Source organism: Thioclava sp. DLFJ4-1 (genome assembly GCF_002020145.1).
GTDB classification, from domain to species: domain Bacteria; phylum Pseudomonadota; class Alphaproteobacteria; order Rhodobacterales; family Rhodobacteraceae; genus Thioclava; species Thioclava sediminum.
This window is the reverse complement of record NZ_MPZT01000002.1, coordinates 449,600-463,220: the sequence shown is the minus strand read 5'-3', so window position 1 is coordinate 463,220 and position 13,621 is coordinate 449,600. Positions and strand designations below refer to the sequence as shown.

Below are 13,621 nucleotides of genomic sequence, written 5' to 3'. Positions count from 1 at the left end.
CATCGGCGTCCCCGCCTGTACCGCGTCTCCGAGACAATCCGATTCTGGTTAAGGATCTGTTGCGCTTCTTCTCGAGGGAAATATCCCGGGGGTGAATGGCGAAGCCAGAGGGGGCAGCGCCCTCAGTTTGACCGTTATTTGTCGTTTGTCACGGAATACATCGGCGAGCACTCTCGGCTGGGCCGCGGCGGAAAGCAAATCGCCGAGATCGATTTCGATCTCGGCGTTCAAATGACCTTCGCTATTCGGGTCGGGTAGCAGCATCACCTTCGCTATGAGCGCTGATAGGTGCTCGTTTGCGAGATGCACCCAGTCTGGATCACCAAGTATCTCTTCGAGGCCACAGAGAACCTGCTCAAGGGCGCGAGGTGCGCTCTCGAAGAGGGGCGCACTTGGCGCTGCAGCACTCAGACGCGATATCTCTTCAGTCAACGTCAGCTGCTGTGCCTCCAGTTCATTCATGCGCCCCTTAATCTGAGCAAAAGGCGCACCGTCTTCGAGGGACTTCACAAGCGTGCGCAGCTTCCTCTCTGTTCGCGCCAGTGCCGCGCGTTTAGCGGGTAGCTGCGCATCTGGCGGGTTCTTGCGAAGCTCCTTGATCTCTTGCCTCAGTGCGGCATCGAACGTCTTTGAAAGGCTTTCCGAGGCGAGCGGCGCGCGGAGCGCCGCGAAGACCCGCGCTTCGATCTCTTCGCGCTTGATGTAAGAGCGGTTCGGGCACGCCCCTTTGATGTTCTCGGCGCAGCCGTAATGGTCCCGGGAACGCATGACGAAACTCCGGCCACAGCAGCCGCATTTGAGTAGCCCGCTCAGAAGGTATTTCTTCCTTCTTGCGTCCTCGGGGTTGTCGCGAGCGGTGACTTTACGCCGAGTCTTCGCGGCGCGCGCCTGAACCGTTTCCCAGAGATCATCGGGGATAATCCTGAGAGTTGGAATCTCAATCTCTTCGACCCGATCGGGCGTTGCTTCGGTGATGCGGGCTTCTGTTTCGGGATGTATACGCTTCGTCGTGCGGAACATTAGCACACGTCCGGTGTAGATCGGATTGTGGAGGATACCCTCCTGTCTCGAGAGATTGCCGCGGATCGTCCGGGGCTCCCAGGTGCCGCCACGCGGCGCAGGAACGCCCTCGGCATTCAGTCTTCGCGCGATAGCAAGCGCCGAGTGTCCGTCTGCGAAGGCGTGGAATATCCGGCGCACAACAGCTGCCTGCTCCGGATCGACCTCTCGATTTTGGCCACCAGCCCCCTCGCATTTGCGATAGCCGTAAGGGCGCATATGGAACGTCCCGCGCTTGAGCGCCGCTTGCATGCCGCGTTTCGTATGGATGCTTACGTTGTTCGAATATTCGCGCGCCCCCCAAGCCGTCAGCATGACCGACATGAAGTTCTGGGGGCCTTCTGCAAGCGAGAGCAGTTCGACATTCGCGAAGCTCATCAAATCGAAGACCTGGAGCGCGTGCGTCACGTTTCTCGTCAGTCGATCAATGGCTTCGACGAGGACAACATCAACTGCGCCACGCCGGATTGCTTCGTGCAGCTCAAGAAGGCCCGGTCGCTGACCGAGGCGCCCCGAAATTTCGGAGTCGGAGAAGCGCTGTGTCACGGTCCAACCCTGTGCCTGCGCAAACCGCTCTGCCATGTCGAACTGATCGTCGATCGAGGTCGGTTTTTGAAGTTTCGAGCTGTAGCGTGCATAGACTGCGACCCGTTTAGTCATCGTCGTTTACTCCTGAATTTGGCCCGGACCCGGAACTGTATTCTCATTTGCCGCGTGCAGACGATGCGCTTCGACGCGTGCGAGGAAGCGGACGAATAGCTCCGCCGATATGATCTGCGAGAGATCAACTGATGCGGGGGTGTCACCGTTGTCGTTTGCTGCGAAGCGGGTGGTGAAATCGCGGGGGTGAAAGGACATTTTTCGCTCCAGAAAATTTATTCTGGATTCAATATTCGTTCGACCAGTTGGAGCGACTCCATCAAAGTCGAAGAAAATTGTGAGTCCCTTGTTTTTATTAGGCTTTCAGATTTCATATGAAATCATCTTCCAGCCTCCGCTTCAGATTGGCTGGTATTGAGGGAAAGTCGGGCGCGCTGGTTCCGTTTGGTTTGTGGAGCAAGTGCGGAAAGGTTTCTGTGGCGCGCCCGGGCGGGTTCACACCGCCATTGAGTAGACGCCGCTCGGCGTCATACTTTGATTATGCTGCTCGCTCGATACTGGTCGCGCATGCGGCGCCGAGATCCACAGAAACGCGATAAGAGCTATTGATTACGTCCCGAAGTTGACGCATCGCGTTGTCGAGTTCGCGCGCAAATCTTTCCTCGGACTCGATCCGCGCGAGATGACGCAGGATCGCCGCGCCTGCCGCCCGGAAATCCTCTCCGATCACCTCGCCGTTGATCACAAGTCGCTCGCAAAAATCGCAATCGCGCTCTGCGCCCCGAAGAGCGTCAGCCGGCAGCGCATGGAGAGCGTCGATTGCCACGCGTGCCATCGCTTTCTCATTGTCGATCCGGTTCGGTTGTTGAAACATCGGACATCCTTCCAAAGCTGAACTGCGGGCGCTGCGGCCCTCATCGAGGGGCCGCAGCGATTGCGGTTCAGCCGATCCCGTCAGGATCACTTCCAACCATCAGGAAATCAGGCATCGCAGTGCATCTCTCCAAGCGCATCGAGCGCTTTTTGCGCCCAGAATGCCTGTCCATCGAGTTGCGTGCGGATCCCTCTCAGATCGGTCGCGACGGCGCGCATCGCGAGATGCGGCGGGGCCTCTTCGACGGAAAACCGCGGTCCGAGCCGCATGTATCCGTCTTCGAGAAATGCCCAGTCGAGCTCTTCATCGAGCGCGATGAGAGCCCGTGTGATCAGCGTTCGGGTGCGGCCGTTTGCTTCCGTCAATCGTCCGATCAGCGAGATGTCTTCGAAGCCGGTGAAAAGCAACCAGTCGTCGAGAAGCGGCGCATTCTCGAGATCTTTCGGCGACGGCTTCGCGGTCGCTCCGTGAACGACGTTTGCGAGCACAACGCGTTCTTTGCGAAGCTCTTCGGGGGTGAGTTCAGACGGGTGTTTATCGTGAGTCATGTATTACCTTTCGAAGAAATTGGGGACAGGCAGGGCTGCAAGATCCGTCCGCCTCGACAGGCAGGCGGACGGACGCTGCAGCCCCGATCGGCGGCGCGCGTTACGGTTGGATGAGTGGTTTCGGGCGGTAGATCGCGACCCGCGGCCTCAGCCGGGAGCGAACCTCGCGCGGTGCGGTTGCGAGCAGCTTCTCGACCGCCTCGAATTGTTCGCGCTGCGCCGGGCCGAGGCGCCCGATGCGAGCATTGCGCTCGAACAAGTCGGACCCGGTTGCGATGAAGAGCCGATGCGATGCGCGAAACATCGTCGGACGATAGAGTCCGCAAGCGGCGGCTTGATCGTCATCGGCGATGACGATGTCATCTTCCCGCAGGAGCCGGCCTTCGGGGCTCACGCGTGGAGCGACAATGTTCATGGGAGTATCGCCGATGAGACCGCGAGAGAGCAGCAAGCACGGACGCGTGCCTGGCGGGATATCGAACTCGCCATCACGTTTACGGTCGGAGCCGTAAGGAAAGCGCATCAGGAAGATATCGCCCGGTCTGAGTTCGCCGCCCGGAAGTAGTCGGAGGTATCGGTCGTGGAGCATGAGAGCCTCGTTTTTTGAGTAGAGAAAACGACGCACAACACCTTGCCACTTTACCGATACGCGGCGTCGGAGCGTGGCTTGATTGCGTGCGTCAAAGACGCAGCACGCAAGCAAGACATGCTTCGATGCTTTCTTCGCGACCGCGATCGATCGCCTAACCAGTCAAGCGATCCGGATGCGCATTAGGGAGAGCGTCGAGAGGCCCTCCTCTCGACCCGCCGGAGGCGCCGGAAGGTCCAGGAAGAGCGGCGAGCGGCCCTTGGGCTGGGGGTTCGAAGGGGGATGCGCGGCTTCTCCATCGTCTCGCTGAAAGCGCCAGGGGGTACGGGGGATGTGGAGCTTCCCCCATGCGCCGCGAAGCGGCGCCGGGGGGTGTCCAGAGGGGGGCTACGCCCCACTTTGGCCGACACGTTTTCGAAGCGGAGCCGCGAATACGTATAGTCGGTCCCTATGGCCTGTTGTCACAGCGCCTGAAGCACGCGGCGGCGCGCGCATTTTTTGATCGTTCTCAGTTGTCCTTAGTTCTCCCGCATCCATCAAACCGGACGCGAGGCAAATTGGATGCGGGGCCATCAATTCGGGCATGTCGAAACGTGGTCGCAACAGGGAGCGACTAAGTCGGGTGGTAAGGTCGGCCGCGCGCGCAAAAATGGTCAGCGCGCATGGCGTGCGCAGCAGGTTCTCGATGAAGCCGAGCGTGCGGAGGGTAGTTGTGATCATGTGCTCCGCCCGGACTGGACACCGCAGATCATTCCGGGATCGTGTGGGTCTTTCGACGAGCTTCGCGCTGCACATGAGCAAGCCACGAATGTCATTCAAAGCTTTCCGTATACGGATCCGAAAACCGGCTCGAAGACGACGCGCAAGCGCAAGCTCCGGAAAGATGCGCACACGCTTTATTCGAGTGTGTTCTCGCTTCCGATCACGAGCGCGGAAGCGCGCGCTGATCCGGCTTTGATGAGCGAGTGCCGCGCCGTCTTCGACGCGTTCGTCGCATTCGAGAAGGATCGGATCGAAGCTGCGGGTGGGGAGTTTGCGCTCGCTGTTATTCACACTGATGAAGCGCAGATGCACATTCATCTCTTCGCGCTCGATCGCGAGCGAGGATCGGTCATTGATTTGCATCCGGGACGCGCGGCTTTTGAAGACAGCAGACGGCATCTGCGAGCCTGCGGGCGCGAGCGGTCGTTATCGAAAGAAGCGGGCGACAAGCTCTACAAAGAAGCGATGAGAGAGTGGCAGGACGATCTCTATGAGGCGGTCTCGCGTCATGCAGGATTGCTGAGGTTCGGTCCCCAGCGCGAGCGTTTGTCCCGTGCGGAATACCGTCTTCGTATGGCCAGCCGTGAACAGAACGCAATGGATGAGAGTCGGGCTGTGGAAGCCCGGAAAACACGAAAAGCGGCGGAAGGCCTCAAGCGTGCCGCTGATGACCTTTTCGAGCTCGGCAACGAACATCTCGCGGAGATTGCAGAGGCGCGCGCCGCGGTCAACGAAGAGAAGGAGCGCGACGAAACTTTGCGCCGGGAAAACGCGTATCAGGCGGAAGCGAATGCGGCGCGCGCGCGCGAACTCGATGCTCAGGAAGAGAGGCTGCGGGAAGCGCGCGAAGATTTCGTCGCTCAGAAAAAAGAGATAGCGGAGAAAGAGAAGATGGCGAATCGAAAATATCGATCTGCGGATGCCGTTCTCGCGACGGTGGAGCTACTCGGGCAAGCCGAAACTTCACCAGAGCAGGTGCCTGAATTACTGAAGGCCACGCCAGTGCGGGCGAACGAAAACGTTCGTACGAAACTGGCGCGTATGAGACGCGCACCGCACGCGGCGGTGCGCGTGGCAGAGGTGTTCGGCGCAGCGCTGACGAGTCTGAGAACGACCGCCCGGGACGAGGCCGAGGCCTCCGTCGAGTGCGAGCGCCGTGAGCTCGCTGATGGCCTCGACGCCGTGGCCCGCGTGACCGAATTTGCGGCGCAACTGATCGCGCGTTTCGTGCCGCCAGCGAGCCGTGAAAACGAACACGGCAAACTCAGAAAACTGCTCATGACCGTCGCGCGCGCAAAGACACGAAACGAGCGAAGAAAGCGGGACGACAAGGGCCGGGGCGGCGATGAGCGGTGAGTGCCGCACCGGCCGTCGAGATCATCAAGCTTCGGGAGCGTCGTGGCGGTCAGAACCAGGATTGTTCTCGCGCTTTGAGCCTCGCGCCGCGACCGGCTGCGCGATCTCTGCACGCAGGCTTTCGAGCAATCCGGCACGTTCGGCGAGGCGGCCGTTGAGCGCGGAGATCTCGCGATCTGCCTTCTCGAGCTTACACTCGAGGACGCGAATTTGCTTCTCGGCGGCGTCTGCACGATGGTGCTCGATATCACGGGCTTCCTCAAGGTCGTCGATTACGTCTTCAAGATCTGCGAGTTCCGCGCGTTGGCTCGCTTCGCGTTTACATTGCAGTGTGCGGAGTGCCTCGATGTCGTTGTTCGCGATTTCACATGCGGCTTTCCAGACAGCATGTGCCAGGCGATCGTTCACTTCCCGAACTGCATCCGGCATTTCGGGGAGCGCCGCAAAAGCGGTCTGTTCTTCTCGAATGCGTTCGATCACTCGCTTTGCGACCGGGTTGAGGTCGCGAAGCGATCCACCGAGAGTTGCGAGCAAATTACGGCGGCTTGGGAAATGCCCATCATGCGCGGACATGTAATGCCGAACAGCGCGTTCGACGTCGATCTCGAAATCGGGCTTCAGGTCGGCGGGGGCGACAGTCTTCATGCTTCATCTCCTGGTAACAGGTAACAGTGGTAACGCCGTTACCGAGCGTTCCCGGCCCGACGCGAAAGCAAAAATTGGCCTCGGCGGAAAAGCACGAAGGATTCTTTTTGTGGTTAGACCCGACCCCGGAAAATCGTCTAACTCGATTTGCGCAGATCGGTGTTTCCAAGGCTATGTGGGGAGGTGGTCGCCTTCTTGGTTGATGTTGGATCAGGCGCTTGACCTTCTCAAATTTGAGGCCGACGATATTTTAGTGAGGCTGCAAGAACTTGGGTATGGACACTTGTATCCGGTGCGCAATGAAACCGGTGCGCCGAACTTCGACGGTTATTGGGAGATGAAACGAATTGGATGAACTGGTCGAATTCAATAATTCATTGATTGAGGAAGTCGCCGCAGAAGCATCAGCAAGCGGCATTTCTCAGGCTGACGCCTTTTTCGAGCGGATGGCGAACCTCTTGGAAGCAGAAGGTGAAATTGCGACCGCTGACCGTGTTACGTTTCTCGCCAGCAGTCAGGGTAAGACCGTAAGGCTCGACGGGATTGGCGGAGACCCCCGTGAGTCTGAGGGCATCCTTAGCGTCATCGTCAGCGATTTTTACGATGGAGACGCGGCGCACAAGATCAATGCAAGCGATGCCAAGAAGGCCTTCGGCCACCTTATCAACTTTGTCGCTGCCGCGCGTCGAGCAGCCTTCCGGGAGGACCTGATCGAAGGGAGCGCAGAAGCAGGTGCCGCCTCAGTTATTACATCGGCATGGTCATCTATCACGAAGATCAAACTCATTCTCATGACGAACGCGACCTATAGTGCCAGGACAGACGCGGTCCTGGCAGGCAAGATTGATGGCATTCCAGTCACCTACAACGTCTGGGATCTTACACGCTTCCATCGTTACGAGACGTCGGGGCACGCTCGGGAAAAGATTATTGTCAATTTCAGGGACGATTTCGGCGCAAGCATCCCGGCACTGGCTGCTTCGAGCAGCGGGGAACACCTTGACAGTTATCTTGTTGTAATTAGCGGCCATCAATTGGCTGAAATTTATGACAAATGGGGGGCGCGGCTTTTGGAGTCGAACGTTCGAAGCTTCCTTCAGGCGCGCGGTGCTGTGAACCGGGGTATTCGAGACACCATCAAGGATGAACCGGCAATGTTCTTCAGCTATAATAACGGGCTGTCGGCAACGGCCGACAGTGTCGAGGTAGAGAAGACATCGGACGGTCTAAGGATCGTGTCCGCGACGAACCTGCAGGTAGTAAATGGTGGCCAAACCACAGCTTCTCTCCACGCGGCTCGGAAAACCTCGCCACAAACGCTCGAACAAGTCCACGTACAGATGAAGTTGACAGTTGTTCCGTCGGATGCTTCTGAAGAGATCGTTCCGTTCATCTCAAAATACGCCAACAGTCAGAACAAGGTCAGCGCGGCGGATTTCTTCTCGAACCACCCTTTCCATATGAGGATGGAAGAATACTCGAGACGAGTTTTGGCTCCGGCCGCCGAAGGTACAAACCGCGAGACAAAATGGTTCTACGAGCGCGCAAGGGGCCAGTACCTTGTCGAACGCGCCAAGAAATCCCAAGCTGAACGTCGGCGTTTTGATCTCGAAAACCCGAAACCGCAATACTTCGTCAAAACCGACCTTGCGAAGGTCGAGATGAGTTTCCGCATGCGGCCTGATACGGTCAGCAAGGGCGCGCAGAAAAACTTCGGCGAGTTTGCCCAGATGATCGGGGCGGAATGGAACCGGAGTGACAAGAAGTTCGATGAGACATGGTATCGGCGCCTGGTCTCAAAGCTGATAATCTTCCGGTATCTCGAAAAGACAATTCCGAAACAGCCGTGGTATCCCGGTGGATATCGCGCAAACATTGTTACTTATTCTATCTCCAAATTGGTCTCGGACGCAGATGAAAGGGATCATGTTATTGATCTTGATGCCGTATGGCGGCGCCAATCGGTATCTCGGGATCTAGGTGACGCATTATTGATCGCGGCCGAAGCGGCAGTGGAAGTAATCACCCACCCCGAAGCGGGCGTGAACAATATAACGGAATGGGGAAAGAAACAGGCGTGTTGGGCGACCTTGCAGCGGGCTGAAATCGACTATGGGCCTGAGTTTATGAATTGCCTCGTTGAGCCAGAGCAGGCGCGCGCCGTTCAGAGAGATGGTCGTCGCGAAGAAGCTGTAATTTCTGGCATCGAGGCCCAGACTTCGGTGATTGAGGCCGGAGGTGAATTCTGGAATCGGCTTAGGGAATGGGGCGGGGGAAAGAGGATATTCAGTCCAAAAGAGGATGGCATTCTGAAGGCTTGTGGCCTGTTCCCGTCCAAGCTGCCGTCGGAAAAACAATCGGTCATCGCACTCGACCTTTTGGAGCGGGCTCGAGAGGAAGGCTACGTGGATGAGTATGAATCTCCGAGGATCCGGATATCCTCCTTGTCACGACAGCATTAGGGGCGGCCAATCAACCTTAATGGACCCGCCGCCAGCCCGTCAAACGGATGCGGATGCCTTGATCATCGTCAACCTCGTCAGCGTCTTTCGGTCTGATCCCGATCGCATATTGGTTGCCGACGCCAGCAAGTGAGATTTCGAACTCGTCACCTTCCCGAGCGCCGACGTCGCGAAACCAGCTTGTCATGTGAGTAATCCGGTATTCATTCCTTGTGCCGCCCGGATCGTGAAGGCGGTTGTTGTAGTAGACGAAACGGAATTTCAACCTGTGTCCAGTGTCATCGACGCACTCGATCCATGCGTCAGGATTCTTCACATCCGGGTCAAGCGTCGGCAGCATTGCGAGAAGTTCCCTCTCACCTTTGGGGATCAAGACGCCGCTTTGGTGTCCGCCAGTTGTTCCGACATCATTGGCACTCAGTCGTTTTCGGAATTTTTCGCTGCTCATGACTTCACTGGCATTATTTCGAGGGCACGCTTGAGATCATCGGCGTCACGGGTCGACACTGGCACGGTCTCGTTAGCAAGGTCGTTTTTCCATGTGGACCGATCGATCATCACTTCCTCTACGGTATCTACATAGAATAGCCGATAGACAGTAACTGGTTCGGTCTGCCCTCTTCGGTGTGCCCGTGCACTCGCTTGGGCTTCAAGCGCGGGATTCCACACCGGAGTGAAATGGATAACAACGGTTGCCGCAGTAATATTCAAACCCGCCCCCGCCGCTTTCGGGTTGAGGACCAAGCAGGCCGGTCCTTCGTGAGCTGCGAATACATCGATAATGGTTTGCCTATCCTCCTGAGGGGTTGAGCCGTTTATAGCCCCCCAATGGGTATCGGGCATATGGGAACACGCTTGCTTAATGAGGTCGCCGATCCGATTGAAAAGAGAGAAAACAATGACCTTTCGACCATTAGCAAACGCCTCACGAAGAAGGTCGACTGCTCGCTCCATCTTGGGTGTAACAAGCGGCATGCCTGAAGTTGGGACAATGGCCGCATCCTCCTCGTTTTCCTCCGAGTTGCGCAACCACGGATGAGCGCATACGAGCTGCAACTGGAGAGTAGCAACAAGAGCGCCCGCGACGGGATACTTCGCCATAGTGACCTCACGCACATCGCGATAGTGGTCGATCAGTCGATCGTCGAGTTCGAGCGGAACATCCACGTCAATCCTCTCCGGCAGATCGCTCGCCACATCCGCCACCCGGCGTTTCAGGATGATTGGGTCGGTGAAGAGCTTCAACTGTTGACCTGACTCGAGACTATCAGGAAAATTGCTCTCGAACTCCGATAGGCTGCCCAAAAGCCCTGGAATGGCGAAGTCTGTCAGAGACCATAGGTCGACCAAGCTATTTTCGACCGGTGTCCCGGTCATTGGAATGGCCCGCTTTCGCGGGATGGTTACGAGTGCTTGGCGACGGTTCGAGTGCGGGTTCTTGATGGCCTGTGCCTCATCACAAATCACCCAAGACCATTCGAGGCTCGAAAAAATGGCGATATCATTTACCATGGTATCATAAGTTGTGATCAGCACTTGGGACGTTTGCAGCCCTGAAGCCACCCCAGTCCTGTGCGGGCCTCTATGAACCACTACCCCCAAGGTCGGTGCGAACCGAGCGATCTCGCGGACCCAGTTAGCAATGAGGCTGGTAGGGCAGACAATCAGTGCCGGTGCCCGAGAGATGGGCGGATTGATCATGAGCAGCGCGATGATTTGGAGCGTCTTGCCGAGGCCCATCTCGTCGGCGAGTATTAGTCCGCCGGTTCGGGAGACCGTGTCCCACATCCATTGGACGCCTCTCGCTTGGTAGGGAAAAAGCTCCGCTTCCAAGCCAGCGATACGGATCGTATCGCTTTTCAGTTCCGCAGCTTCTTTGCCCGGCTTCATGATCGTTTCCGATGGCGTGGCAGCGATGCCATCACCATCGGATCTCATGAGACGGATTGCTGTGCTGAATGGAATATCGGTTGGGTCAGCATCGCCAATTTTTTGCAGGAGCACCTGCACTGCATCACGCGGAAGCGGCCGAAATATCGTGCCGTCAACCACCCAGCAATGACGGTTGGTTGGAGCCAAGTATTCATGCCGCTCTCCTCGTACCATCCTGACGCCACCCAGACGCGCGACGATGCGGTTCTCCTCACGCTCGAGGCGGACGATTGGTTCGAGAAGTCTATCTGAGATAGAATGGCCGGCAGGCGGAGCTTCTTTCAGCTTAGCGAACGACTCGGGAAGTTTCGTGTAGTCAACCACCGTGTTCCTCCAACATGCGCCTGATGTCTTCGACTTCCCAAGGTACAGGTCGGCGGGTATGGGCCGCCCGATGACAAGATGGACAAAGAGGCAGGAGATCGGTTGCCGGGTCGTAGGGTCTGGGATTGGCGATACTGGCCAATGGCTCCAGATGGTGAACTTCAATGATACCGCCAGCATTGTCGCCGTAGCGTCGACGTGGTTCGAGACCACAAGCTGCGCAAGTCTCACCGTGCAAGCGGATGCAAAGGAGCCGGTTGCGAGGGTTGCGCTCACGGCGATTGACGAGAGAAGGCTTTATCGCGCCTTCGATCGCCGGCTCATCGCAGATCGTTTCATCTTCGACTACGTCGTACCCGATGAGTTCGGCCATCGCCGCCATCATGGGCACGATCACTTCGCGGCAGGTATGGGAAACTGCTTCATCCGAGTCGGGGCGAACGTCGTGCCGTATCGTTGCAGCCATGCGGAAGGAACCATCGTTGACGGTCCAATCATCGAGCGCCTGGGTCGCGATGGAAAGACCCGCGGCTTGGTCAATGGATGCGACAAGTGCCATGGCCAGCTGCCGATCCTCGGCCGATGCCTGACGAATCTGGCGAATAACGGCGCCGGAGAAATTTCCGAATGCCAGATTGACGCGATGTGCTTTGAGTCCGTGGGGTCTAATTTCCGCAACGGGACCGTGCTGCTGGTCAAGGTCATCGAACCAAATTTTCATGCCAGACCGCAGCCCGCCATTGTCTATGGCGACCGCAATGACAGCACCCGTGCCTTCCTCCAGTTCACGAACGATGAGTTCCTGCTTCGATGCCAACATCAGTCGTCATCATCTTCTGCCAGTTCGCCGGGTTCAGGATCCGGCAAGTTCCGCAGAAGTTTACGGAGGTTGTTTGATATCTCGGTGCGGATGTCTTCGAAAATGGGTTCTAGTTCGTCATTTGTATTGTTCTGTTCGGCCGCTGCGAATGCCCAAAGCAAAAGGTCCATTCCTTCTACCGCATATCCGTTTGCCGCGGCTCGCTGATAAATTTTCTGGTAAAAGTCGTGGTGTTTATTCAAAAGAACGGAGGGTACATGCCCGTCGTTTCCGGTGCTCCGGAAAGCTGGCTGCCAGAGTTCCCCGCTATTGATCGATTCAACCGCTTCAACGTGCACATAATCGGGGCTGACATTGTTCTGGATCGGTGACTTGATCCGGATCTTCGGTCCCATGTTGTTTGATATCTCGGCAGACTGGCCTTCTGGATCCACCGAAGTTACCTGTGCCTTCGCGGCATTCGTCGTCGCAGCGATGTTCTTATTGGAACTACCGTGATCCACATTGTTCTTCGCATTGGCCTGCGCGCGGCTCTGCCGTCGATAGCGGTTCCCTGCCTCGCGGTATATCGGCTGGAGAAGCGTTCGCAGCCCGTCTTCGAGATCAGGGTGGAAAAGAATGCGGGACTTCTTCACATCTATTCTGAAAGCGTCGTCCAGCTCATGCCCAAAATCGAACTCGATTCTCAAAAGGGAAGTGTGAGGTTCGGGTGCACCGAAGACATCCATCCAGCCGCCATCTTGGATTAACCGCCCCTCGCGGAAAACGTAGAAGCCCTGAGCCCGGTTCGAGATGCGCGCGTATTCACGTTCCTCATCCTTCGTCATATCGCGACGGTGTGGAAGGATCCAAGCGCGGATCGTGGCACGTTCTTCCGATCCATCCGGCATCTCGACTAAAAGCGTCTGCTTTTTTTCCGGAAGAACCTGTTCGGACCTTTTCGGGTAGAAAGGATTCCACGGCACGACCGGACTGCTGTTAATGAATATTTCTATATCCCGCTCGCGCTTATCGGATTTGTCGGTAAAGCGGTGGTAGACTAGTGAGAGGTGTTTGCTGAGGGTGTCAGCCAGCCGCTTGATTGCAGCTTGTTCCTTGGTCCCCCCAGCTTCGTATTCCTTGGACAGGATCCGGTCGCACTTTTCCCAAATTACGAGGGTCCCCGTTTCTCCGCAGAGCTCTTCGAACATTTCTTCTTCATCGGTCGACACCGGCTCGCGCAGCATTTCCCACCTGCCGCGCTCTTTCACATGGTCTAAATCCCATGCAAGTTTTGCCAAGGGCTGCTCTGCGGCAGCCCGCGAAACGATCGTGAATTTTAGGCAGACCGAACTCGAAGCCGTCTTGAGTCCGAGCCCGAATTTCCCCAAGCTTTCAGGGTTTTCGCGTACAGGCGCGCCATAGCGCATGGCGCGATGGATGGTTTCTTTATCCATCCCGGTACCGTTGTCGCCAAAATAGACCAGTTTCCTACCGTCTTCGTGAAGAACAATCTCGACATTGATGTGGTCAGCTTTGGCAGCAATCGAATTGTCAATGATGTCGGCAGCGGCGGTCTTTACATTGTAACCAGTGTCGCGCAGCCCAAATATCAGGCGCGGGGCATCCGGTTCATTTATCAGATCATCCATCCCGCTCTTCCTCTCTCTA

12 protein-coding genes are annotated in these 13,621 nt (G+C 57.0%); 3 read left to right on the top strand and 9 right to left on the bottom strand.

What is annotated here, in order from left to right; genetic code table 11:
- Positions 1-48: 48 nt before the first annotated feature.
- The 4 genes from BMI85_RS07315 to BMI85_RS07295 all read right to left on the bottom strand — a co-directional run bounded on the left by BMI85_RS07315 (position 49) and on the right by BMI85_RS07295 (position 3,670).
- A complete protein-coding gene (locus tag BMI85_RS07315) occupies positions 49-1,719 on the bottom strand; it encodes a recombinase family protein (protein WP_078600521.1) in 1,671 nt (556 codons plus the stop codon).
- A 478-nt stretch (positions 1,720-2,197) separates the two neighbouring features.
- Positions 2,198-2,629, bottom strand: coding sequence for a hypothetical protein (locus BMI85_RS07305; protein WP_210402325.1), 432 nt, complete (start codon positions 2,627-2,629; stop codon positions 2,198-2,200).
- 11 nt (positions 2,630-2,640) lie between these two features.
- Positions 2,641-3,081 carry a hypothetical protein gene (locus tag BMI85_RS07300; protein ID WP_078600515.1) on the bottom strand — a complete coding sequence of 147 codons (441 nt, stop codon included), beginning with the start codon at positions 3,079-3,081 and terminating at the stop codon, positions 2,641-2,643.
- A 100-nt stretch (positions 3,082-3,181) separates the two neighbouring features.
- On the bottom strand, positions 3,182-3,670 hold the full coding sequence (locus tag BMI85_RS07295; protein WP_078600513.1) for a hypothetical protein: 489 nt from the start codon (positions 3,668-3,670) through the stop codon (positions 3,182-3,184).
- A gap of 561 nt (positions 3,671-4,231) precedes the next feature.
- Here BMI85_RS07295 and BMI85_RS07290 point away from each other — a divergent pair.
- Positions 4,232-5,788: a hypothetical protein gene (locus BMI85_RS07290; RefSeq protein WP_078600511.1), complete on the top strand. Its 1,557-nt coding sequence runs from the start codon at positions 4,232-4,234 to the stop codon at positions 5,786-5,788.
- A 24-nt stretch (positions 5,789-5,812) separates the two neighbouring features.
- Here the strand turns inward: BMI85_RS07290 and BMI85_RS07285 are convergent, their stop codons facing one another.
- Entirely contained in the window at positions 5,813-6,433 is a 621-nt protein-coding gene (locus BMI85_RS07285) for a DNA-binding protein (RefSeq protein WP_078600509.1), read from the bottom strand.
- On the opposite strand from BMI85_RS07285, the gene BMI85_RS21100 reads away from it, so the two are divergent.
- Positions 6,432-6,788: a hypothetical protein gene (locus BMI85_RS21100; RefSeq protein WP_143595023.1), complete on the top strand. Its 357-nt coding sequence runs from the start codon at positions 6,432-6,434 to the stop codon at positions 6,786-6,788. The genes BMI85_RS07285 and BMI85_RS21100 overlap by 2 nt on opposite strands.
- Positions 6,781-8,895: an AIPR family protein gene (locus BMI85_RS07280; RefSeq protein ID WP_078600507.1), complete on the top strand. Its 2,115-nt coding sequence runs from the start codon at positions 6,781-6,783 to the stop codon at positions 8,893-8,895. The genes BMI85_RS21100 and BMI85_RS07280 overlap by 8 nt, the downstream gene beginning before the upstream one ends.
- 16 nt (positions 8,896-8,911) lie before the next feature.
- Here BMI85_RS07280 and BMI85_RS07275 read toward each other — a convergent pair whose 3' ends face one another.
- The 4 genes from BMI85_RS07275 to BMI85_RS07260 are packed head-to-tail and all read right to left on the bottom strand — an operon-like array spanning position 8,912 to position 13,602.
- Positions 8,912-9,343 (bottom strand): EcoRII N-terminal effector-binding domain-containing protein, encoded by a 432-nt coding sequence (locus BMI85_RS07275; RefSeq protein ID WP_078600505.1) that lies wholly within the window; start codon positions 9,341-9,343, stop codon positions 8,912-8,914.
- Entirely contained in the window at positions 9,340-11,151 is a 1,812-nt protein-coding gene (locus tag BMI85_RS07270) for a DEAD/DEAH box helicase (protein WP_078600503.1), read from the bottom strand. The genes BMI85_RS07275 and BMI85_RS07270 overlap by 4 nt, the downstream gene beginning before the upstream one ends.
- Complete coding sequence (locus BMI85_RS07265) at positions 11,144-11,971, bottom strand: HNH endonuclease (RefSeq protein ID WP_078600501.1); 828 nt, start codon at positions 11,969-11,971, stop codon at positions 11,144-11,146. Before BMI85_RS07265 ends, BMI85_RS07270 begins: the two co-directional genes overlap by 8 nt.
- Positions 11,971-13,602 carry an ATP-binding protein gene (locus BMI85_RS07260; RefSeq protein WP_168174751.1) on the bottom strand — a complete coding sequence of 544 codons (1,632 nt, stop codon included), beginning with the start codon at positions 13,600-13,602 and terminating at the stop codon, positions 11,971-11,973. The genes BMI85_RS07265 and BMI85_RS07260 overlap by 1 nt, the downstream gene beginning before the upstream one ends.
- Positions 13,603-13,621: the final 19 nt, after the last annotated feature.